Here is a 23,288-nt window from a genome sequence, read left to right as displayed (position 1 = left end):
CGTCTTGCCCCTTCAAGGCGAGTGGCAGAACCATCCAGAGAAATCTTGTTTTGTCCCCTGCGGCGCTGACGTCACACCAGTGGCGACATCAGCCGGAGTGCCGCCACAACGTTGAGCGTTCAAGCGCCCACGCCTCAATCCTTGCCGTGCGCGGCTTCGGACTGCGCGAACTTCGCCTGCGCGTCAACCGATGCTTCGGTCTGATGGCGCGCACGCCACTCGGCATAGGGCATGCCGTATACGATCTCGCGCGCCTCATCCTTGCTCAGCGGCGTGCCCAGTTCGGCGGCCGCTTCCTGATACCAGTTGCCCAGACAGTTGCGGCAGAACCCGGCCAGATTCATCAGGTCGATGTTCTGCACGTCGGTACGCCGCTGCAAATGCTGCACCAGACGCCGAAACGCAGCGGCCTCGATTTTCGTCGTCGTGTCGTCGCTGTCGATGCCGGTCATCGGGCGTTCCTTTCAGCTGGACTGGTGTAGGGCGGTGCTTCATCCGTATCGGTATGGGAGCCGAAGTAGCGCACCTGATGCAATTCCTCGGTCCGCTCCGCCTCGGCAAAAATGCTTTCGATGGCTTGCGCGATCCGCTCCGCCCAGGCCTGCTGGCCCTCCGGATGCGTGATCAGATCCTGCCGGATCTCAATGATGGCGTGGGCCAGTCCGCGACGCGTGCCATGCCGCCACATGCTGTCGCCCGCAAGTTTTCCATCATAGGGTTCATTTTCGCCTACCACGATGCCCGAATCGGTACGCAGCGCATTCAGCAGCGGCACGGCAAAGCGATAGTCGCGATCCCACAGGATTGCCGCGTGCCAGGGCCGGGCGACGCCTTTCCAGTTATCGGTGAAGCTGTGCACCGACAGCAGTACCGGTGGCACGCCTGCAGCCACGCAGCTCTCGATCAACTGGTCGATGCGCCGATGGTAGGGCTCATAGTACTGGCCGACACGCTTCTCGCGCTCGGCCTCATCCAGGTGCCGGTTGCCAGCGATAACCGCGCCATCGGAGATGCGCATTACCAGCGTCGGGTCATCGAGTCCGCGGTTGGGATCGATCAGCAGCCGGGAAAACCGCGTCAAAATGGCCGGCACACTCAGGCGTGAAGCCAGATGCTTCGTCACGGCGGCGGCGCCAATATCGTAGGCAATATGGCGCTGCAGTTCAGCGGCGGGCAGGCCGAGCGAACCATAGCCCTCGGGGATGATGTTGGTGGCGTGATCGCACAGCACGATCAAACCGGCATCATCCCTGCCAGGGATCAGCTCGTAGCTTTCAGGGTCGGGTGAAACGGCGAGCGCAGATGGCCCGCAGCCATCGAGGTGCAACATATCTCTAATATAGCCTCGGAAGCGGTGAATCGAAACTACCCGCGTCGGTGCGCCGCTTGACGCAGGCGAGCCGATTGAGCAAACCAACCATTGAGAACTTGCATGGGGAATTTCAATGGCAGTAACCGCTGGTTCGGCGGACTGTACCGAGATTTTGGGCACACGTCAGAGCCCGGCGATCAAAGGTGTCAGGCTGGTTCGTTCCAACGCTGCGGTCCAGGTGTTGTCATTTCCCACGCCCTATTTCCCCACACCATCGCAATGCCGCCAAGTTCGTGCAAAATATGTGCTGTCCCTGTCCGCTTCGGACACTCGGCACTTCCCTCCTGCCTTTCTGGGAAGCCTCACATCCGATGCAACGGCGAAGCGATGGGGCGCCTTTACCGGCGCCGCAGCGGGGGAACAGGTTTGGACTGCATAACCGAGCGGAGCGGGCGGGCGTGGCATCACGGGGCCGAGATGGATTTTTGCAGCGGGCCGGCCTTCTGGCCGGTGTGGTGCTGATCCCCGGCATGCTCGTCTTTTCTTCATCCGCATATGCAGATCTCAAACTGTGCAACTCCACCTCAAGCCGCGTCGGCGTAGCCGTTGGCTATCAAGATGCCACGGGGTGGGCTACCGAAGGCTGGTGGAACATCGCCTCGCAAACCTGCGAGACGCTGTTAAAGGGTCCTGTCCCCAGCCGTTTTATTTACATTCACGCCCTAGACTACGATCGGGGTGGTGAGTGGGCCGGTGACAATTTCATGTGCACCGACGACAAATCGTTTGCCATCCGCGGCGTGCAGGATTGTCAGCAACGCGGCCACAAACGTACTGGTTTTTTTGAAGTGGACACCGGCGAGTCGCAGGAATGGACCATCCGCCTCACCGACCCCGAGGCGAGTGAAAAATGAGACGTCAAAGAAGGGTCAAGGTCGTCGCGACCCTAGGGCCGGCTACCTCGGCAACTGAAATCATCGAGCGCCTGTTTCTGGCTGGCGTCGACGTATTTCGCATCAACATGAGCCACTCATCGCACGACACCGCGCGTGCGCTGCTCAATTCCGTCCGCTGGGTTGCCAAACGCCATCGGCATCCGATCGGCGTGCTTGCCGACATTCAGGGCCCGAAGTTCCGCGTCGGCGAATTTGCCGGTGGTCGCGCCTTCGTCAACGATGGCGCCACGTTCCGCTTCGAACGCGCTGAGAAGCCGGGATCGTCGGAGTCGGTACATCTTCCGCATCCGCAGATCTTCGCGGGCGTCGAGCCGGGCCACATGCTGCTGCTTGACGATGGCAAGCTGCGCATGCGCGTTACGGAAAAGACCAAGGACGTCATCACCGCTGAAGTGATTGTTGGCGGCTCGCTTGGTAGCCGCAAGGGCATCAGCCTGCCCGATACGCTGCTTCCGATCGGTCCGCTGACCGAGAAGGACCGTGCGGATCTGGCGCACGTGCTGAAGCTCGGCGTCGACTGGATCGCACTCTCGTTCATTCAGCGCGCCGAAGATGTTCTCAACGTGCGCGAGATCGTGGGCGATCGCGCAGCGCTGCTGTCCAAGATCGAAAAGCCATCGGCGATCGGAGATCTCGACGCCATCATCGCTGCATCGGACGGCATCATGGTTGCGCGCGGCGACCTCGGCGTTGAGATGCCGGTTGAGCGCGTACCCGGGTTGCAGAAGCAGATCACGCGCAAGGCTCGCGCCGCCGGCAAGCCGGTGGTCGTCGCCACGCAGATGCTTGAAAGCATGATTTCGTCGCCCGTTCCGACGCGCGCTGAGGTTTCGGACGTGGCCACTGCCGTGTTCGATGGCGCCGACGCCGTGATGCTTTCCGCTGAATCGGCGATCGGTCAGTTCCCGATCGAGGCGATCCAGATGATGGACCGCATCGCCATCGAGGTGGAATCCGATCCGAGCTACGACGCGATGGTGCACGCTACGCACACCACGCCGCAGCCCACGGGCGCCGACGCAATCGCTGCTGCGGCCCACGCCATTGCCGACACCGTGAAGCTATCGGCTATCGTTTGCTACACCGCCACCGGCTCGACAGCGCTGCGCGTCACGCGCGAACGTCCCGGCCTGCCGATCATGGGCCTGACACCTATCGAGTCCACGGCCCGGCGCCTTTCGCTGGTCTGGGGTATACAATCGGTGATGACAGCTGATCCGGCCACACTGACAGACATGGTCAGCAAGGCCTGCCGCATCGCGTTCGACGAGGGCTTCGTGCAGCCCAACTGCGGGGTGCTGATCACCGCTGGCGTGCCCTTCGGCTCGCCCGGCGCCACCAACATGATCCGCATTGCCTTCGTGGATGAAAACGGCGCCCCGATCGCGGAAGTCCGCTGATCGGCCGCTGCCGGGCGTCAATTCAAGAAGATCAAACGGCACCATCGCAATGCGCTGCGATGGTGCCGTTTTTATTTGCGGCTGTTGCTGATTGTCGATCGCGGAAGTCCGCCCTCGGCGAGCAGGCAGCCGTAACAATTGCTTCAGACAGCAATCGAGCTCTGCGTTGGTGGCGGCGACCGAGCACCCCCACAGCCCTGCTTGGACCCGGCGCGGACACAGCTTGGCGCGCTCCCGAAACAAGGTGTCAGAGCGCTGCTGCAGCACGCATCGGCTGACACACACCCGGCCAGCCGCACATCAGCCTAGCCGCGGGGCACCGCTGTTACCGACGGCATCGGCCCATCATCACGTCAGGAATTTTTCGCAATACTGGCTGCGGACGCTACGCGGATTGAGCACGTCCGCTCGGCACCTTGCTGCGGCCAGCGAGCAAGCCGTCAGATGCCGCGGCCCTCGACCTCAACCGAAAGGTCGTCGACCATCTTCTTGGCCTTGTCGTAGTTGGGATTGATCTTCAGCACTTCTCGATAGGCCTGCAACGCAGCCTTTTTCTGCCCGCTCTCGTTCATGATGCGGGCCAGCCCCTCCAGGGCTTTGAAGTGCTTGGGCTCCAGCGCCAGCGTGCGGCGCAGGTCGTTCATCGCGTTGTCGTAGTCGTTTTCAAGGAAATAGACATAGGCGCGCCGGTTCCAGCCCTCGGCGAAATCGGGCGAGATCTCAATCACCGCATCCAGAAACTTGAGCGCCAGATCGTTGTTCTCGTCATTGATGGCCTTGGCAGCGCGGCTCATCAGCAGCGAAACGGTATCACTGTCGCTCTGCAGCCAGAGGCCCTCGACAGCTTCGGCGATAGGGGCTGCCTCGGTGGAGTTCGGTGATTTAGCGAGGAGATCCAGCAGCTCGGCCAGCAGCTCCTCACGCGTTTGAGGAATAGGCTGCGCGACGCCGTCGGTCGGCGGAGGCATTTTTCCAGCCGGAAGCCCGGCGGCCGGACCACTCGGCGCCGATGGCGAAATGCTCCTGGGTGCAGGAAGCGGCTTCAACCCCTCAATGCCGGGTAATGCTCCATCACCTGTGTGAAGCGATGGCATGCCATCCTGCGCAACGAGAGGCCCGGCAATAAGCGGCAGGCCTAAGGCGACAACGGAGGCGGTGGCGAGGGATCGAAACTTGCGCATCCCTTCAACATAGGATGCGACAAAGGCAGCGTCAAAGCGTGACTTGCGGAAAAGCCTTAGCCCTGACGTGCCTTGAAACGACGCTGCACCTTATTGATGATGTACACCTTGCCCTTGCGACGAACCAGACGGTTGGCGCGATGACGGGTACGCAGTGACTTCAACGAGTTCCGGACTTTCATTTCCACACCAATCAAAAGTGAATGGTGGGCACTAGAGGGATCGAACCTCTGACCCCTACCATGTCAAGGTAGTGCTCTACCGCTGAGCTAAGTGCCCCAGAGGCGGGTTTCTAGGCTGATGCCCCCGCCAAGGTCAATAGTGTTTGAGAAGATTACCTCGAGCCAATCCATTTTTTGTGAGAGCTCGGATTGGCTCCAGACATTATTTGATCGGAAAACCTCATTCCGATCGATCGGGACAATCCCAGACGCGGCGTGAGGTCGCGTTCAGGCCGCCAGCAGACGGTCGACCTCGCGGACGAGATCCTTGAGATGGAACGGCTTTGACAGCACCCGCGCATCCTTGGGCGCAGCCTCGTCGTTATTGAGAATAACGGCCGCAAACCCGGTGATGAACATGATCTTGAGATCGGGATCGAGTTCGCTGGCCCGGCGCGCCAGTTCGATGCCATCCATCTTCGGCATGACGATATCTGTGAGCAGAAGCGTGAATGGCTCGGTCTTAAGCCGCTCAAAGGCGTCCTCGCCATTCGGGAAGGCGATGACATCGTAGCCGGCCTTTTTGAGAGCCCGGACAAGGAAGCCACGCATCGAATCATCGTCTTCGGCGAGAAGGATGCGGGAAAGCGTTACGCTGGAAGGCTTTGCGGTCATTGATTACTCTGGAACTATCGGTTCGACGCGTCGGCCGAATGTCTGCATCGGCGCGACTTTGGTTCTACTACGGTAAACGGGAGGTGAACTTGGCCCGCAAAACAGAGCCCTCCCCCTCCAGCAAGACTGCTAGCTTACTGTCCCCCAGTGGACATATTGAGACGACCTTGGCACAGTGAGCAAGGCTGACGATAAGAGTTGGGACGCATTGTCCCGACAGCGCGTTTTTTGAGCATACGAAATCTGTCCGGCGGGCAGTGTTAGGCCCATGTAGGCTTCCGATCACTTCGGAGAGAGACCTCGCAAAAAGCATGCCTGCCCGCGACATCCCAATAATACCGGCGGAATTACTGCCGCCCTACACGATCAGCGAGCCAGAGCGCCAGGTCGCGCCGTTTGTATTCTGCTCACCCCATTCAGGCCGCATCTATCCGCAGAGCTTCATCGCGCAATCGCGGCTGACCCCGTTATGCCTGCGAAAATCTGAAGACTGTTTCGTCGATGAGTTGATCGCTCCGGTTGCAGAGCTTGGCGTGCCGCTTATCTCCGCGCGATTTCCGCGCGCATTCCTGGACGTCAACCGCGAACCCTATGAGTTCGACCCCGAGATCTTTGATGAGCCACTGCCGGACTATGCGAACACGCAATCGGTCCGCGTCGCAGGCGGCCTCGGCACCATCGCGCGCATTGTTGCCGACGGCGAAGAAATCTACCGCCACAAGATTTCACTCGCCGACGCGCTGGCACGGGTGCAACAGCTCTACATTCCCTTCCATGCCGCCCTTTGCGAGCTGGTGGAAACGACACGGCAGCAGTTTGGCTATGCGATCCTGATTGACTGCCATTCGATGCCGTCATCTTCGATGGCATCGTTCGGCGGACCAAGGCCGGATATTGTGCTGGGCGATCGCTTCGGTGCCTCGGCCGACAATAAAATCTCGCGCTTCCTGCGCGATACGCTCACCAATCTCGGCTACAAAGTGCACATGAACCGCCCCTATGCTGGCGGTTACATCACCGAACATTACGGGCGCCCCGCCCGCAACGTCCACGCCGTGCAGATTGAGATCAATCGCGGCCTTTACATTGATGAGCGCACCTTGCGGCTCAAGAAGAGCTTCGCGACGCTGCAAAGAGATTTGCAGACTTTGGCTGTGCCTCTATTGAACGAATTGCCAGCAATGCTGGAATATCGCGCCGCAGCTGAATAAGTTTCGCAGCTTTTGTGACCAGTGTTCTCAGGCGATGGCTTATGTGCAGGTATTGTCGGCTTGCCCATGGGCCCGGCCGGCGATAGCAGGCCGGTGAAGCCATATGCGCAATGGCTGCAATACTTATTCCAGCCATGCAAAAAGCACCTTGCTGCGCCGCAGCATTTCGCATCTTGACGATCGATCTGGTCGGTCAATTGATCGATGTCATCACTTGCGACATGTCACCAACCCCAACATGACTGACATCAAACCAGTCGCTTTTGCTGGGCGATTGTGCCGCATTGTGAAATTGGCAAGAAAAAAGGGCCGTTCGGATCACGAACGGCCCAAGTCTAGGGAGGAAACGCCCAAGGAGGGCTACGACAGAGAGCAGAGCTCATCATGTCGCATCGCAAAACTACTAGTGCGCCGCAACAAAGACAACTGCGTTTTCTGCATGGCTGATCCACCAAAATCAGAGATCGCATTAGCAGTTTGCCTATAATGACAGCAGCAAGTGCCAAAACCGTAAATAGGGCGAGCCCAAACAAAGGGATATGAGCAGAAAAGCGAGTGAAAACTCAATTCCACTGCTCAATACACAAGCTTTCGCTGCGTGCCCGCGCAACATCAGGCCATTTGCGTCTGTTTTATTGAGCGCGATAGCGGCAAAGAAAGTGTCATTCGGCGAGCTCGACATAGGCTCTGCACAAAGTGACAAGATGACTTGAAGCGTTTTGGGCAGGAAAAAAGGCCGTTCGCATGCGAACGGCCCAAGTCTAGGGAGGAAACGCCCAAGTGGGCAATACGGTAGCCTGGATCGACCAACGCTACCGCGCTATCGAGATATGAGCCGGTTCGGCCTGCCCATCAACCAACGAGGGCGAATTGGTCGCGCATTACAGTTACTCTGTATCAAGGCCGCAACAGTTGGCGGATTTAGGCCACAACATGAAACAACTGCACTACACAGTATGTCTAAGCGTCATTTAAGCGCCAATTTTACTGCATTATGACTGCCAAGGAGCGTGGCTAATACTGTGACAATCCCATCTCAAAGCCAACTTCGCCGTTATGTCGATTTTGCACATAGTCTGGCGGACGCATCCGGTGCGGCCATCCGCCCATACTTTCGCGCGCCCATCAGTGTCGCTGACAAGGGTGGCGACGGCGCATTTGACCCCGTTACCGCAGCTGACCGCGGCGCCGAAAAGGTGATCAGCGATCTCGTTGCCGCCCACTGGCCGGAGCATGGTTTCGTCGGCGAGGAGCACGGCACGCGCAATCCCGATGCGCGCCTGCGTTGGGTGGTCGATCCAATCGACGGCACCCGCGCCTTTATTATGGGCTGGCCACTATGGGGCACCCTGATTGGATTGATGGACGGCAACACGCCGGTGCTGGGCATGATGGATCAGCCATTCACCCGCGAGCGGTTCTGGTCCGACGAGAGCGGCAGCTTTGGCCGTTCCCCGGATGGCGAGCGACAGCTCCGCACCCGCACCTGCTCCGACCTCGATCAGGCCATTCTCACCTCCACCCATCCGGAGCTCTTTGCAGCGGGCGAGGAGGCGGCCGGCTTTGCTGCCCTGCGCCCCCGCGTTCGCATGACCCGCTATAGCGGCGACTGCTACGGCTACCGCATGCTGGCGGCCGGGCACGTGGATCTGGTCGTCGAAGCCGGACTGAAGCCCTACGACATCGTCGCGCTGATACCGATCATCGAAGGCGCTGGCGGCGTCATCACCACCTGGGACGGCCGCCCGGCCACCGAAGGCGGACGCATCCTCGCGGCCGGCGACCCGGAATTGCATGCCAAGGCCATGGCTGTTCTCGCTGCGGGCTGATCGCCCGCCTGGCCACTTCAGGCCAGTTCACGCCCCCGGCTCCTCGACGCCCATATAGGCGTCGAACGCAGCCCAGAAGCGCAGCCGGACCGTGTCGTTCTCCTGCAGGATCTCGTGCTGCGCGCCCGGCATAAGAATGCACGACGACAGCTTGGCCCGGACGGCAAAGTCCTCGATGGCGCGCGTGGAAACCAGCTTGTCGTTGCCGGAGGCAAACAGCAGCAAGGGCACATTGATCCGACCGGCATAGTCGTGACCACAGAGCATCCGGCAGGACCGCAACGCACTGCGCAGCCAGCCAACCGTGGGCGAGCCAAGACCCAGCCCGGGCGCCTGCTCCAGCACGGCCTTGGTGCGCAGCCAACGCTCGTGGTCGGACGTCAGCACGTTGCCGTCGAACTTCTGCGTGGAATAGAGCTCGTCCGACCCGCCCGGCACGTAGGCCGTGAACATGCCAAGCTGCGATGCCAGCTCGGCGTAAATGCGCGCCTTGGCGGTAGTGGTGCCTAACGTCGCCTCGGATATGGCGATCATCGGCGCCGTCAGGATAATCCGCTCGAACCAAAGCCCTGGCATCGTGGCATTACGCAACAGGATGTTGCCGCCCATCGAATGACCGAGCCCGATGAACGGCGGCGGACAATCCGGCAGCACCACGTCCTTCATGAAGCGAACGAGGTCGCGGTCATATTCCCAGAAGCCGCGCACATGGCCCTTGCGCGGATTTGCCAGCATGCGCTGCGATCCGCCCTGCCCACGCCAGTCCAGCGTTGCAACAGCAAATCCGCGACGACGCAAGTCGGCGATCACCTCGAAATACTTTTCGATAAACTCGGCCCGGCCGGGAAACAGGCACACTGTGCCGCGACGTGGATGGCGCGTTGCATCCCAGCGCGCAAAGCGCAGTTCAGCGCCGTCATAACCGCTGAAGGTGCCAACGATGCCTCCGCTTGGAAGCGGATTCTTGGCCAGTGATACGAGTTCCATGTCAGCCCCGTGCTCCTCGCAAGCGACCGCCGGGATGCGCCGACGCGGCACAGCCCTGCGGGGACGGCGCCTGCAACGCCGTATGACGACATTGATTCTGCAATGTTCACCATACAGGCGTCGCGACGCGCCGACCACGCAAGCGGCAATCTAACCGCTGCGTCGCACAGGGGAGCATTCAGCGAGCGTCAGTAGCGCGGCGGGCCCCAATAGGCCCGCCCCCACGGCTCTGGGCGGGGCGGCGGCCCCCAGCCATAACCGGCAGCCCGGCGACCATAGAGAGGCTTGGCATCCACCACTTCGCCGGAGCAGCGGTCGATGGTGAGATCGTACATCCGTCCGTCCGGACGGCGCGCCTTCACCAGCACGACGCCACCGCGTGGCTCAATCGCGTGGAAGCCACGCCAGCCGGCATCGCGCAGCCGGTCGCGCGCGACTTCTCGCGGGATACATCCACCGCGACCGTACGCAGGCGGATCATACAGCGCGTCGTCATCATACTGACTGTAGCGCTCGCAGGGCTCACCGCCGCCATAAGCTTCATAGGGATAAAGGTCAGCCGCACTGACCGATGCGGGGAGCGCAGCAATCGCAAACGTGGCGGCAAGCGCCGATGCCGCTACTGAACGGGCGCACGCAAGCATGAAAGCTCCTTAGAGACTGGAGAGTCTGGGGCGAATGGAGAAGACAGCAACGGACGCAAATGTGGCAAACTGCGGATGAACCGCACATGAAACGGCTGTCACGATCTGTTACGGCGCAACAGTCATATGACGCCGGAGGCGATGGCCTCATCCGCGCTCAACCGCTGTTCGGCATCGCCGCCCTGCCGTTTGTCGCGCCACGGCACACCGCTGAAAGCTTATTCACATTTCTGTTAGGGGAGCAGCGGGGGGGTTTCACGCGCCCTTGAACCGCCCTGGCCGCTTCCTAAATGAAAAACTGTGACGCATGCCCGATTGGGGTGCGCACATAAGTCATTTGGTTGTCACTTGGCCGCTTAGGCAGGTGCAACGCATGTCGCTCAATCTCTGGAGGATATGTTCTATGCGACAGTACGATTTTGCTCCTCTCTTCCGCTCAACGGTCGGCTTCGATCGACTGGCACAGATGCTCGATAGCGCTAGCGGATATGACGGCGATGCCTATCCCCCGTACAATATCGAACGGCTTGGCGATAACCAGTATCGCATCACAATGGCCGTCGCCGGTTTCAACAAGGATGAATTCAAGATTGAGGTGAAAGAGCAGATGCTCGTGGTTTCCGGCACCAAGAAGCCGGACGAGAAAGAGCGCGTGTTCCTGCATCGGGGCATTGCAGCTCGCTCGTTTGAGCGTCGCTTCCAGCTTGCCGATCACGTCGAGGTCGAAGGCGCCGACTTCGCTGACGGACTGCTGCACATCGATCTCGTTCGCAATCTCCCCGAGCGCATGAAGCCGCGTACAGTCGCCATCGGCTCATCGCCAAAGCAGATCGAGGCTTCGACTTCCGTCTAAGCCAACACACGACAAGCGATACGACACTAGCCTTTGCGTACACTTCCCTCCCCTTAAACTTAGCGGTCAGCGGTTCCCACCGCGGCCGTTCTTTTATGCGCGTGTTGATTAGTTTTTCGGCGTACTGCCTAAATTGAAGGCAGGGACAATGTGCGCATGTTCATTGGTGCTTGTGCAGCGATTAGAAATCTGTCAATGTCAGTCGAAAGGTCAGTGCTGCTGTCCTTTCTGTCTTGCTCTGGGTTGAGCGCAAACGCTCGGCTCAGTTCGCCGTCCCGATGGGATCGAGCGAGGTTTAACGAGAATGCGGTTTGAATCCGCTAAATCGCTGCTGGGTTTCAAACGGCCGCTGCTCACAAGCAAGCCGCCGGATCAGCTCGTTTAAAATCTGACGCTGAATTCGCCGCCTCGCTATAATTGCGATTGACGCGGCTCCAATAACTTCCGTCTGATCGAGCAGTGTTTAACTGCTGCGAACCTTGAAAGGTCGCTGCAATGACGCAGAGTCACCAAAACAGCCGTGGTGTGTCCGTTTCCGCCAGTGGAATGCCCGAAGCTCAGGGGCTGTATAACCCCGCGCACGAGCACGATGCGTGCGGCGTTGGCTTTATCGCCGATCTCAAGGGGCGCAAGTCGCACAACATCGTATCAGATGCGCTGAAAATTCTCGCAAATCTTGAGCATCGCGGCGCTGTTGGTGCCGACCCGCTCGCTGGCGATGGCGCCGGCATACTTATTCAGATCCCGCACGATTTCCTGAAGGATGAATGCCGCAAGCTTGGCTTCACGCTGCCACCAGCGGGCCAGTATGCTGTCGGGCACATCTTCATGCCGCGCGAAGCACGTCTGCGCGCGCACTGCGAGCGTGTGTGGACGCGCATCGTCAAGGAAATGGGGCTTTCACTGCTTGGCTGGCGTTCCGTCCCGATCGACAATTCATCGCTGTCGGAAATGGTGCGCGAGACCGAACCGGTACACCGTCAGGTGTTTATCGGACGGCCTTCGTCAATCCTCGACCAGGACGATTTCGAGCGCCGGCTTTATCTTGCGCGCAAGATCGTTTCGAACGCCATTCAAGATGCCTACAAGCATCGCGACATCGGCCATTACACGGTGTCGCTGTCGTCGCGCACGCTGGTCTACAAGGGGATGTTCCTCTCGTATCAGGTGAAGGCGTACTACACCGATCTTTCCGACCCGCGCGTCATCTCGGCGATGGCGCTGGTGCACCAGCGCTTCTCGACCAACACGTTCCCGTCGTGGAAGCTAGCGCATCCCTATCGCATGGTCGCCCACAACGGCGAGATCAACACGCTGCGCGGCAACGTCAACTGGATGGCGGCGCGCGAAGCTTCGGTGTCGTCTCCGCTGTACGGCAACAACATCTCGCAGCTATGGCCGATTTCCTACGAAGGACAATCGGATACCGCCTGCTTTGACAACGCGCTCGAATTCCTTGTGATGGGCGGATACTCGCTGCCGCACGCGGCGATGATGCTTATCCCGGAGGCGTGGGCCGGCAATCCGACGATGGATCGCAAGCGCCGCGCCTTCTACGAATATCACGCATGCCTCATGGAGCCGTGGGACGGTCCGGCCGCCATGTGCTTCTCGGACGGTCGCCAGATCGGCGCAACGCTGGACCGAAACGGCCTGCGTCCAGCACGCTACTTCGTCACCAAGGACGATCTGGTCGTGATGGCGTCGGAATCTGGCGTGCTGCCGATGCCGGAAGAATCCATCGTACAGAAGTGGCGCCTGCAGCCGGGCAAGATGCTGCTGATCGATCTTGAAAAGGGCCGTATCGTTTCCGACGAGGAACTGAAGGCTGAGATCGCGGCTTCCAACCCCTATGAGACGTGGCTGAAGCGCACGCAGATCCATGTTTCCGATCTGCCGCTGCCGACGCCGCGCGGTTCTGCGTCGAAGCCCAATGTCAGCCTGCTCGATCTGCAACAGGCATTCGGATACACGCAGGAAAGCATCAAGGTGCTGATGCTGCCGATGGCCCAGACCGGCCAGGAAGCCATCGGCTCCATGGGCACGGACACGCCGATTTCGGCGCTGTCGTCCAAGTCGAAGCTGCTGCACACCTACTTCAAGCAGAACTTCGCGCAGGTGACGAACCCGCCGATCGATCCGATCCGCGAAGAGCTTGTCATGAGCCTGGTGTCGTTCATTGGCCCGCGTCCGAACATCCTCGATCTTGAGGGCACGTCGCGCCAGAAGCGGCTTGAGGTGTATCAGCCAATCCTGACGAACGAGGATCTGGAGCGCGTGCGCCAGATCGGCGAGGTGAAGGACAACGAGTTCTCGTCCATCACGCTCGACATCACCTATCCGGCGGATCAGGGCGCTGCAGGCATGGCCCCGGCGCTGGACTGCGTGTGCGCGGAAGCCGAAGAAGCCGTTCGCTCGAAGGAATACAACATCATCATTCTGTCCGACCGCGCCGTCGGGCCGGACCGCATCCCCATTCCTTCGCTGCTGGCGACGTCCGCCGTGCACCACCACCTGATCAAGCAGGGTCTGCGCACTTCGGTGGGGCTTGTCGTCGAAACCGGCGAAGCCAACGAAGTGCATCAGTTCTGCACGTTGGCGGGCTATGGCGCCGAGGCGATCAATCCTTATCTCGCGTTCGAGACGCTGGAGCAGTTGCTGCCGGAGTTCGCCGATGGCGTCACGGCCGATGAGCTGAAGCAGCGCTACATAAAGGCTATCGGCAAGGCCATCATGAAGGTGATGGCGAAGATGGGCATCTCGACCTACCAGTCCTATTGCGGCGCGCAGATTTTCGACGCCATTGGCCTGCGTTCGTCGTTCGTGAAGCGCTACTTCACCGGCACGCACACGCAGATTGAAGGCATCGGCCTGCGCGAAATCGCCCAGGAAACCGTCGATCGCCACAAGGCAGCGTTCGGCGACAGTCAGGTGCTGGAGAACGCGCTGGAAGTGGGCGGCGAATACGCATTCCGCGTGCGCGGCGAAGCGCATGTCTGGCGTGCAGGTGTCGTGGCGGATCTGCAGCACGCCGTGCGCGGCAACCTGCCGGACAAGTATCGCGCGTTCGCCAAGCAGGTGAACGATCAGGCCGAGCAGCTCATGACCATGCGCGGGCTGTTCCGCATCCGCTCCGCCGAAGAGCTTGGCCGCACGCCGGTGCCGCTGGATGAAGTGGAGCCCGCCGTCGACATCGTGAAGCGCTTCGCCACCGGCGCAATGAGCTACGGCTCCATCAGCCGCGAAGCGCACACCACGCTGGCCATCGCCATGAACCGGATCGGCGGCAAGTCGAACACCGGCGAAGGCGGTGAGGAAGTGGATCGCTTCAAGCCGATGGACAACGGCGATTCCATGCGCTCCGCCATCAAGCAGGTCGCTTCCGGCCGCTTCGGTGTGACGACGGAATATCTCGTCAACGCCGACATGATCCAGATCAAGATGGCCCAGGGCGCCAAGCCCGGCGAGGGCGGTCAGTTGCCCGGTCACAAGGTCGATCAGGTGATCGCGAAGGTGCGCCACTCAACGCCGGGCGTCGGTCTCATCTCGCCGCCGCCACACCACGACATCTACTCCATCGAGGATCTGGCGCAGCTCATCTATGACCTGAAGAACGTCAACCCGAAGAGCGACGTCTCGGTGAAGCTGGTCTCGGAAGTGGGCGTCGGCACGGTTGCAACCGGTGTCGCCAAGGCGCGTGCCGATCATGTGACGATCTCCGGATTTGAAGGCGGCACGGGCGCTTCGCCCCTCACCTCCATCAAGCATGCGGGTTCGCCGTGGGAGATCGGTCTTGCCGAAACGCATCAGACGCTAGTGCTGAACCGACTGCGCAGCCGCATCGCGGTGCAGGTTGACGGCGGCCTGCGCACCGGCCGCGATGTCATCGTCGGCGCGCTGCTGGGTGCCGATGAGTTTGGCTTCTCCACCGCGCCGCTGATCGCCGCTGGCTGCATCATGATGCGCAAGTGTCATCTCAACACCTGCCCTGTCGGAGTCGCGACGCAAGACCCAGTCCTGCGTGCGAAGTTCCAGGGCAAGCCCGAGCACGTCATCAACTACTTCTTCTTCATCGCCGAAGAAGTGCGCGAGTACATGGCGGCGCTCGGTTTCCGCAACTTCGACGAGATGATCGGCCAGACCGAAGTGCTCGACAAGGAGAACGCCATCGCGCACTGGAAGGCGAAGGGGCTCGACTTCTCGAAGATCTTCTATCGTCCGCACATGCCCGATGACGTCGGCATCTATCACACCGAGCGTCAGGACCACGGGCTTGAGAAGGTGCTGGACCGGAAGCTGATCGAGCTTTGCCGTCCGGCGCTGGAAACGCGTAAACCGGTGAAGCACGATGTGCCGATCACCAACGTCAACCGCAGCGCCGGCGCGATGCTTTCGGGCGAAGTTGCCATGCGCTTCGGCTATGCGGGCCTGCCGGAAGATACCATCTGGCTGACGCTTAAGGGCACGGCCGGCCAAAGCTTCGGCGCCTGGACCGCGCAGGGCGTGACGCTCGATCTCGTCGGCGAAGGCAATGACTATGTCGGCAAGGGCCTTTCCGGCGGCAAGATCATCGTGCGGCCCGATCCCAACTCCGGCATCAAGCCAGAAAGCAGCATCATCGTCGGCAACACGGTGCTTTACGGCGCCATCACCGGCGAGTGCTACTTCCGCGGCGTTGCGGGTGAGCGCTTCGCGGTTCGCAACTCCGGCGCATCGGCTGTCGTTGAAGGTACCGGCGATCACGGCTGCGAATACATGACCGGCGGCTGCATCGTCGTGCTTGGCAATACCGGCCGCAACTTCGCTGCCGGCATGTCAGGCGGCATCGCCTACGTGCTGGATGAAACGGGCGACTTCGAAACCAAGTGCAACATGGCGATGGTCGAACTTGAGCCGATTGAGGCTGAAGAAGAGATCATGGAACGGCTGATGGGTCAGCAGGGCGACCTTGAAAGTCACGGCCTCGTTGAAGTGATGCGTGACATGACGCGCAACGATGCCGAGCGCCTGCATGCGCTCATCTCGCGCCATGCCCGTTACACCAACTCGTCGAAGGCGCAGGCCATTCTCGCGAACTGGCGCGAGTATCTGTCGAAGTTCCGCAAGGTCATGCCGGTGGAATATCGCAAGGCACTGGCGGAGATGGCGAAGGCACAGGCCGCAGACGCGGATGGACTTGAGACAATCGAGATCGGCTTCAAGGCTCCCAAGGCCTGAAGCCGGCTCGGCAAGTACACGCGCTAACAACAATCGGGCGCAGAGCCCGGCATCACTGCCTGAAGCCCGAAGGGCTCGGCACCGCACAAAGGAGCGGGATCATGGGTAAGGTAACGGGCTTCCTCGAATTCGAGCGCATGGAGCGCAAGTATGCGCCGGTCGCCGAACGGCTGAAGCACTGGGGCGAATTCGTTGAACCGTTGGGCGAAAGCGCAACCAAGACGCAGGCCGCGCGGTGCATGGATTGCGGCGTGCCCTATTGCCATACCGGCTGCCCGGTCAATAACCAGATCCCCGACTGGAACGATCTCGTCTTTCACGGCGACTGGAAGCAGGCAGCGCTGAACCTTCATTCCACGAACAACTTCCCGGAGATCACCGGCCGCATCTGTCCGGCGCCGTGCGAAGCCGCATGCACGCTGAACATCGACGACTCTCCGGTGGCCATCAAGACCATCGAATGCGCCATCGCCGACCGCGCGTTTGAGGAAGGCTGGACGACGCCGGACCTGCCCGCGCGCCGCACCGGCAAGCGTATCGCCATCGTTGGTTCCGGCCCCGCTGGCATGGCAGCCGCGCAGCAACTCGCGCGCGTTGGCCACGAAGTGCACGTCTACGAAAAGCACGCCAAGCCGGGCGGCCTGCTGCGCTACGGCATCCCTGACTTCAAGATGGAAAAGGATGTCATCGACCGCCGCGTGCGCCAGATGGAATCCGAAGGCGTCACGTTCCATTGCAACGTGCACGTCGGCAAAACCATCACGACGCAGGAGCTGGCCGACACGCACGATGCGCTGCTGCTTGCGGGCGGTTCGGAGCGGCCGTTCGATTTCTTCGTCAGCACGCCGGGCCGCGAGCTTGCCGGCCTACACTTTGCGATGGACTTCCTTCCACAACAGAACCGCCGTGTCTCCGGTGAGATCCCGCCCGCGATCACCGATCCGAGCGACATCCTCGCCAAGGACAAGCACGTCATCGTCATCGGTGGTGGCGACACCGGATCGGATTGCATCGGCACGTCGCTGCGCCAGGGCGCGAAGTCGGTCACGCAGCTTGAGATCATGCCCAAGCCACCCGTGCGCGAGGACAAAACGCTGTCGTGGCCACACTGGCCGCTCAAGCTGCGCATCTCCACCAGCCAGGCGGAAGGCGCTGCGGTTGAATACTCCGTCTCGACCACGGGCTTTTCCGGCGAGAACGGCCGGGTGACGAAACTGCATTACGTGCAGGTTGATGCCCGCATGCAGCCCATCCCCGGCACCGAAGCTGAACTGCCAGCCGACCTCGTGCTGTTCGCCATGGGCTTCTCCGGCCCTCTCGAAGATGACGTCGTAAGCGATCTCAGCCTGCCGGTAGTGCCGCGCGGTCGCTTCAAGGGCATCGATGCCAACGAGCGCGACTACCGCGTGCCGGGCCAGCCGAAGGTGTTCGCAGCCGGTGACATCCGGCGCGGCCAGTCTCTGGTGGTGTGGGCGATCCGCGAGGGGCGTCAGGCAGCGCAGTCGATCGATACGTTCCTGATGGGCACGAGCACGCTGCCGCGCTGAGCGGCGGCAGCGCGCGATGATTGGTTGATCGCGCGCGCACCGCCTGCCGAGCCAGCGCTAACGAACCCACGGCGGGAATCTCCCGCCCGCGGCACGGCAAGGTTTCAAGCTTCGCGGTCCAGCCACCGGCAGGGCCGCGGAGACAGTGGCGGCCGCAGGCAATGTTACAACTGCGGGGGCAGTCTGCCTGTGTGCCGCCATTGTTTTCTTCTCTGGCGCCAGCGACTCCGCTTCCGCGGAGCCGGCCGCTGGCGCTTTTTAGGTGATGCTGGCGACTGTGCTCCGCACAGCTGGCCGCCAGCGCTGATTGGTGCGCGCCCCACGTTACCCTCTCCGCACCGTCATCCCGACGACGGCCGGGATCCACGCCAGTTACGCATGCTCTTCGCAGATGCATGAGTGGCGCGGCTCGCTTGATGGCTGCATCCGCCGACACCGACGCCAGCTCCGCCGTTAAACTGGGCGAGCATGCGCGTGCATAGCCCGTGGGGCGGACAGCACCACGAAGAATAGACCAGAAAAGAATGATCAGGGCCCAGCGCTGCCGGTGGCACCATCGCCCGGCACAACCGCCATCGGCGGCGGCTCATCACCAATACCGCGCAGCTCAGCGGTGAACTGAGGCCGCGGCCAGACAAAATCATCGGCCCGGCCGGGCTTGGCCTGTAACCGCTCACCGCGCTCCAAAACCCGGAAATAGGGGCTCTGCGTCGGAGACAGACGCCGACGCGTGCCGTCCATACCTCGCGGCGGAACGATCGAGCTCATCACTGTCAGGCCACCGGGGATCTGATCCACCAGCACGTCGCCCATGTGCGCGGCCTTGTCGTCGCTGCGCTTGCGCGTGACCAGAGCAACAACCGAGGCCGAAATGGCCGGGCGAACAATCTCAACCGTCACCACCTGCTCGGTGCCGTCCGGCCCTGTCACCCGGAGATCGACCTTGCCCGTTTCCTGCTTCTGATCGCGCGCGCCATCATCGGCAGCGATGGCCAGCAACTGATTGCCGGTAGCGCCACCCTTGGCCAACTTCGCCCGAGCCTCTGCTTTGGCGGTTTCGGCGCGCAGACGGGCCTTGTCAGGATTGACCCTGGACTGCTCGGCCTCATCGCCCGCCAGCGGAATTGCGCGCTCATTGCGCGCCTGCGTTACGTCGCGCTTCAGCTCGCGTTCAACAAAGTGAGCCAGCTTCAGATAACCGGCCTGGGTGAAATGCACGCCGTCACGGTCGCGCAAACGGCCGCTTTTGCCGGTGATATCCGGGCCCCAATCGCTGTAGCCGCCACCTTCATCCAGGAAAATGGCATAGGCATCGATGTAGCGGACGCCATTGATATATGCGCGCTCGCGGATGACATCGTTGATGCGCTGCGCGCGCTCGTTGTCCTGCCAGCGGCGCATATTCGGCAGTCCGACCCAATAAACCGCGCGATTGCCCCGCTTCAGCAGCTTCATCACGCGGTCGACCTGGGCACCATAGTTCGAACGCCATTCCTCAAGGCCCGCGGTGCTGCGGGTGCGATTGAGGCTGTAGCGATCCTGCACGCCCAGCATGACGATGGCGATATGGCTGGGATCGCTGGCAAATGTCTGCTCAAGCGATGCAAGCTCGGAGGCCGCGCCACGGCTCATCAGCCCCATCAACGGATAGCGGCGGCGCGAGATCGATACGCCTGGGCCACCGTTGAACGTGCCGGCGAGACCGCCCAGCACACCTTCGGCCAGCCAATCGCCGACGATCTGGACCTGATAAATGTCGTTGCTTGGGAATGGCGTGATGAAACTGCCGCCGAGCCCCGGCTCCTGCGCCGAAGCGATCGGCACGCGCAACAGCATAGGCGCGCTGCTGAACAGCGCGCACAATACGGCAATAAGGAGAGCGCGAATCACGACCATCGTCCCCTGCGCTTGGCCACCCACCCGAATCCTGAGCGACACAGCGGCATTTTCACCGCTGCGTCGCCCAAGGACAAGGCAGAAACAAGGCCGGAAGAGCGGGGAGGGCCAATCCGAGCAGACAGCCGTCAGGCTGCGCGCTTCGATCGCCTCGCGCTCTTCATCTGTACAGGAGCCAGCTTGGGCCGGACAGCCTGCCACTTACGGTCTTCCAGCTCAGTGCCGCGATGGTGGGTTTTCACCACGACTTCGCGGACGCTGAAGGCTTCGCGCAGGATCTCGATGCACTTTTCCGGCTGAGCATTCCCACACATGAAGACGTCGAGGGCTGCATAATCAGCCTCGGGCCAGCTGTGAATGGAGATGTGGCTCTCCGCCAGAACGGCAACGCCCGCCACTCCGCCTTGCGGCGAGAAGTGGTGCAGATGCGTGTGCAGAAGGGTTGCCCCCGCTGCGTCCGCGCAACGCTTGAGCGTGCTTGCAATGTGCTCGATGTCATCGAAACGACGACCGCCGAACAGGTCCACCAGAAGGTGGGTTCCTGCGTAGCGCATCCCGTCACGCTCGATGAAATAGTCTTTCCTATCGTCGTGCGCTACAACAGGCGCAGGCACACGATGATCTTCCTCTTGGGCGGTGCTTGAACGAGTCAAGTCCATCCCCAATTGGAAGAGGGTGTCATTAAAGGCCATATGACCCTCCCCAACCAGCAGATAGAGGTGACCCGTCCGCTCCTTACCTTGGGGGTTCTGGAAAACCTCGACCTTAGGGGCAGGTGGACGAACGGAGAGGGGTCATATGAGGCCAACCCCCCCCCTACGCAAGCGAAATTTTGCCCCTAATCGAAAAATTCTATGTCGCAGTTTCGCCCGTAAAGCTCAGTGGTCGAAAAAGCCATTTAGAGGCCTGTTTTAGGCCCTTTCCGCCCATGTGGCTCATGAGAGGCTCACTGCCTGCCAAAGAGCCCTTCGAGCAGTTTTTCGGCCTTAGACGGACCGCCGCCCTCTTCCTTGCCGAACAGGTCCTTCACCACTTCGCCCGCGTTCTTTCCCTTCAACTGGCGGCCGATCTCTTTTACCGCGTCGACAGTGCCCTGACTGTTCAGCGCGCCGGCGATATCGGGTGCGAATCGCGGCTCATCCAGAGGGCCAGTAATGCGCACCGGAACCTCGATACCCAGCGCATTGCGTTCGCCGCCATCGCCGCCGAGATCTGCCACCAGCTTCGGGCGCAGCGTGTAGTCCAGCGTTCGCTGCGACAGGTTCACCGTGCCATCGCCGCTCGCATGAACATGCGGGCTGTCGAGTTGCAGATCGTTGTTGCTGGCGACGCCGTTGGTAATGGTGAACGTTCCTGTCAGCGACCGGAATGGTGTCCGGCGCGACGGATCGCGCTCAAGGTTCGGCACGCTGCCGTTAGCCAGAGCACCCAGCGCGCTGCCGATGTCGAAGCCCGCCACCGCGCCGTCGCGGATCGAAGCCTGTGAAGTGCCATTGAGCGAGGCCACCAGCGCCGCCTCGGTGTTGCCCGTGCCCGAAACATTCCAGGCCACATTCGCCCGGCCGCTCACCCAATCCACTTCCGCCGCATCGCGCAGCATCGGCCCGGCATCGACACCCGCCAGATCGATATTGGATGAAAATGCCGGCTGCGGAGATGAGGCATCAAGCGTGATCACACCCTTGCCGGTGCCGCCATAGAGCTGCGCGTCGGCCAGATTAACCTTCGCCACCATATCGCGGACCGATATGTTCACCTGGGCGCGGTCGATACGTGTCTCCTTATAGGTGACGTTCGCCAGCGCCAGCCGCACATTCGCGTCCGCAAGCCCCAGCGCCTTGATATCGATCGGCTCATCGCTCCAGCCTGCCCGGCGCGTATAGCCCTGCACGCGGGGGCCCGGATGCGGCGCATTCAGCAGTTCCTCAATGGACTGCGGCGAGCCTTGCTCTTCGCCGGCTTTCTCGCCCGGCCCAAGCAAGTCATCAAAGCTTAGCGGTGTCGGCCGGGGCGCAGCAGCCTGAGCTGCACCGCTGCCCGTCTGGCGCAGGTCAGCGGCGAGGGAGAGCACCGCGAAGTCCAGCCCGGAAACCGCCAGATCGGCGGTAACAAGCGGCCTCTCGCCTGCACGATCCGCAAAGCTTGCCGACCCCTTGGCGGCAGCCGGACCAGCCTTGAACTCAATCGCTGAGAACGCCACGCCCTGCGGATTGGCATTCATGTTGGCGCTGAAAGTTACTTCGCCGGATGCAAGCTGCGGCGGCAGCTTCGCGTTGCCGTTGCTCCACCAGTTGGCAAAGGCCGAAAGAGAAGGCGAACTGGCGACGATGCTGCCCGCGCCCTGCTCGCCGCCAACCGTGCCATCATAGGTGAGGCTCAACGGCGTGCCGGAAATCGAAAGCGCCAGCTTGGCGGGCTTCTGGGCCGCGAGATCAGCCGGAGTAGTCAACTGCGTCTTGAATGAAAACTTCTCGCCATCTGCCATCAGCAGACCCGAGCCGTTAAGCGGCGCATCCATGGCCGGCATGGAAAAGTGCGCGTTCAACCCATCGAACCGGCCCCAAGCGCCGTTGCGATCGTCCTGATAGCGCAGGGCGCCATTATGAATAACGATCTCGTTCAGCGATATCGCCGCCGGGCCGGGGGCAGCCGCATGCGCCGGGCTGACAATCAGATCCATCAGACCGCCGCTGCGCATCAGAGGGCCGCCGAACCGCAGCCGCCGCCCTTCCGAGCCCGGCAACGCCGGAACGTCATGCCCGGAAACAGCTGCCATATCCCAGCTTCGGCGCCCATCGGCATCAACGCGCAACACGAAAACCGGATTGTTCAGCTCGACCCGGTCCACTACCACCTGCTGGCTGAGCAACGGCAGAAGGCGCACGCCGACGTCAAAGCTCGTCATCCGCACCAGCGGCTCGCCCTCCATGCCGGGGGGCGGCGACAGGCTGACATCGTTAAGACGCACGCCGGCCGAGGGGAACAGGGTGAACGAAGCGCCGCCGCCGATCACCAGATCGCGGCCGGTCTCGCGCTTCACGGCCGCGATGATCTCCCGCTGCAGCAGATCCGTCGGTGGCGACATGGCCAGAAACGCCGCCGCGCCGCCGCCAACCACCACCAAAGCCAGGCCGCCAAAGATCGCCAGCGAGCGAATCGGCGAGCCGCGACGGGGCGGCGGTGGCTGGATTGGGCGCCGTTCACCCGCAAAACCATGGGGCAGGTTTGCACCGTAGGCCTGTTGTCCACGCGGATTAGCCGGATAAACCGGTCGCTGCGGATGATGCGGGGAGCCCCTGCCGGGCGGCCTGGTGTTCGTCATATTGGCCTCTGTTGGCTTGTCGAAAGCGGACGCAGCGAACGCAGCAATCCGATCGGGCAGCGCACAAAACCACAATTAAACGGCACTTTTGGGATGC

17 protein-coding genes and 1 tRNA gene are annotated in these 23,288 nt (G+C 61.5%); 7 read left to right on the top strand and 11 right to left on the bottom strand.

What is annotated here, in order from left to right; translation table 11 throughout:
* Positions 1 to 134: 134 nt before the first annotated feature.
* Positions 135 to 452, bottom strand: coding sequence for a DUF1244 domain-containing protein (locus QEZ49_RS08750; RefSeq protein WP_280386081.1), 318 nt, complete (start codon positions 450 to 452; stop codon positions 135 to 137).
* On the bottom strand, positions 449 to 1,330 hold the full coding sequence (locus tag QEZ49_RS08745) for an N-formylglutamate amidohydrolase (RefSeq protein WP_280386079.1): 882 nt from the start codon (positions 1,328 to 1,330) through the stop codon (positions 449 to 451). Before QEZ49_RS08745 ends, QEZ49_RS08750 begins: the two co-directional genes overlap by 4 nt.
* A gap of 440 nt (positions 1,331 to 1,770) precedes the next feature.
* Here QEZ49_RS08745 and QEZ49_RS08740 point away from each other — a divergent pair, with 440 nt between their 5' ends.
* A complete protein-coding gene (locus tag QEZ49_RS08740) occupies positions 1,771 to 2,226 on the top strand; it encodes a DUF1036 domain-containing protein (protein WP_348534803.1) in 456 nt (151 codons plus the stop codon).
* Positions 2,223 to 3,668: a pyruvate kinase gene (gene pyk / locus QEZ49_RS08735; protein ID WP_280386077.1), complete on the top strand. Its 1,446-nt coding sequence runs from the start codon at positions 2,223 to 2,225 to the stop codon at positions 3,666 to 3,668. The genes QEZ49_RS08740 and pyk overlap by 4 nt, the downstream gene beginning before the upstream one ends.
* Before the next feature lie 440 nt (positions 3,669 to 4,108).
* Here pyk and QEZ49_RS08730 read toward each other — a convergent pair whose 3' ends face one another.
* From QEZ49_RS08730 to QEZ49_RS08715, 4 genes are all read right to left on the bottom strand, one after another.
* Complete coding sequence (locus QEZ49_RS08730; RefSeq protein ID WP_280386075.1) at positions 4,109 to 4,636, bottom strand: tetratricopeptide repeat protein; 528 nt, start codon at positions 4,634 to 4,636, stop codon at positions 4,109 to 4,111.
* A 269-nt stretch (positions 4,637 to 4,905) separates the two neighbouring features.
* Entirely contained in the window at positions 4,906 to 5,031 is a 126-nt protein-coding gene (gene ykgO, locus QEZ49_RS08725; protein ID WP_068459411.1) for a type B 50S ribosomal protein L36, read from the bottom strand.
* Positions 5,032 to 5,053: 22 nt separating this feature from the next.
* Positions 5,054 to 5,128, bottom strand: a tRNA-Val gene (locus QEZ49_RS08720).
* A gap of 170 nt (positions 5,129 to 5,298) precedes the next feature.
* Positions 5,299 to 5,685: a response regulator gene (locus QEZ49_RS08715; protein WP_068459409.1), complete on the bottom strand. Its 387-nt coding sequence runs from the start codon at positions 5,683 to 5,685 to the stop codon at positions 5,299 to 5,301.
* Between the two features lie 311 nt (positions 5,686 to 5,996).
* Between QEZ49_RS08715 and QEZ49_RS08710 the strand changes: the two genes are divergently transcribed.
* Both QEZ49_RS08710 and hisN read left to right on the top strand, forming a co-directional pair.
* Positions 5,997 to 6,896 carry an N-formylglutamate amidohydrolase gene (locus QEZ49_RS08710; protein WP_280386072.1) on the top strand — a complete coding sequence of 300 codons (900 nt, stop codon included), beginning with the start codon at positions 5,997 to 5,999 and terminating at the stop codon, positions 6,894 to 6,896.
* 1,022 nt (positions 6,897 to 7,918) lie between these two features.
* A complete protein-coding gene (gene hisN, locus QEZ49_RS08705) occupies positions 7,919 to 8,725 on the top strand; it encodes a histidinol-phosphatase (RefSeq protein ID WP_280386070.1) in 807 nt (268 codons plus the stop codon).
* A 27-nt stretch (positions 8,726 to 8,752) separates the two neighbouring features.
* Here the strand turns inward: hisN and QEZ49_RS08700 are convergent, their stop codons facing one another.
* Together QEZ49_RS08700 and QEZ49_RS08695 are read right to left on the bottom strand one after the other, a co-directional pair.
* The gene (locus QEZ49_RS08700; RefSeq protein WP_280386068.1) at positions 8,753 to 9,712 is read right to left on the bottom strand and encodes an alpha/beta hydrolase; all 960 of its coding nucleotides are present in this window, start codon (positions 9,710 to 9,712) and stop codon (positions 8,753 to 8,755) included.
* A gap of 188 nt (positions 9,713 to 9,900) precedes the next feature.
* Positions 9,901 to 10,356, bottom strand: coding sequence for a hypothetical protein (locus QEZ49_RS08695; RefSeq protein WP_280386066.1), 456 nt, complete (start codon positions 10,354 to 10,356; stop codon positions 9,901 to 9,903).
* 403 nt (positions 10,357 to 10,759) lie between these two features.
* Between QEZ49_RS08695 and QEZ49_RS08690 the strand changes: the two genes are divergently transcribed.
* The 3 genes from QEZ49_RS08690 to QEZ49_RS08680 all read left to right on the top strand — a co-directional run bounded on the left by QEZ49_RS08690 (position 10,760) and on the right by QEZ49_RS08680 (position 17,973).
* Positions 10,760 to 11,209, top strand: coding sequence for an Hsp20 family protein (locus tag QEZ49_RS08690; protein WP_280386064.1), 450 nt, complete (start codon positions 10,760 to 10,762; stop codon positions 11,207 to 11,209).
* Positions 11,210 to 11,704: 495 nt separating this feature from the next.
* Positions 11,705 to 16,426, top strand: coding sequence for a glutamate synthase large subunit (gene gltB, locus QEZ49_RS08685; RefSeq protein WP_280386062.1), 4,722 nt, complete (start codon positions 11,705 to 11,707; stop codon positions 16,424 to 16,426).
* Between the two features lie 101 nt (positions 16,427 to 16,527).
* Positions 16,528 to 17,973: a glutamate synthase subunit beta gene (locus QEZ49_RS08680; RefSeq protein WP_280386059.1), complete on the top strand. Its 1,446-nt coding sequence runs from the start codon at positions 16,528 to 16,530 to the stop codon at positions 17,971 to 17,973.
* Positions 17,974 to 18,501: 528 nt separating this feature from the next.
* Here QEZ49_RS08680 and QEZ49_RS08675 read toward each other — a convergent pair.
* The 3 genes from QEZ49_RS08675 to QEZ49_RS08665 all read right to left on the bottom strand — a co-directional run bounded on the left by QEZ49_RS08675 (position 18,502) and on the right by QEZ49_RS08665 (position 23,191).
* Positions 18,502 to 19,863 carry a GDSL-type esterase/lipase family protein gene (locus QEZ49_RS08675; RefSeq protein ID WP_280386057.1) on the bottom strand — a complete coding sequence of 454 codons (1,362 nt, stop codon included), beginning with the start codon at positions 19,861 to 19,863 and terminating at the stop codon, positions 18,502 to 18,504.
* Positions 19,864 to 19,997: 134 nt separating this feature from the next.
* A complete protein-coding gene (gene speD, locus QEZ49_RS08670; RefSeq protein WP_280386055.1) occupies positions 19,998 to 20,561 on the bottom strand; it encodes an adenosylmethionine decarboxylase in 564 nt (187 codons plus the stop codon).
* 254 nt (positions 20,562 to 20,815) lie between these two features.
* Positions 20,816 to 23,191 carry an AsmA family protein gene (locus QEZ49_RS08665; protein ID WP_280386053.1) on the bottom strand — a complete coding sequence of 792 codons (2,376 nt, stop codon included), beginning with the start codon at positions 23,189 to 23,191 and terminating at the stop codon, positions 20,816 to 20,818.
* Between the last annotated feature and the right edge of the window lie 97 nt (positions 23,192 to 23,288).

This window comes from Hyphomicrobium sp. D-2, from assembly GCF_029872155.1.
Lineage (GTDB): Bacteria > Pseudomonadota > Alphaproteobacteria > Rhizobiales > Hyphomicrobiaceae > Hyphomicrobium_A.
Note: the sequence above shows the minus strand (reverse complement) of the source record. Positions and strands in the feature narration are given on the sequence as shown.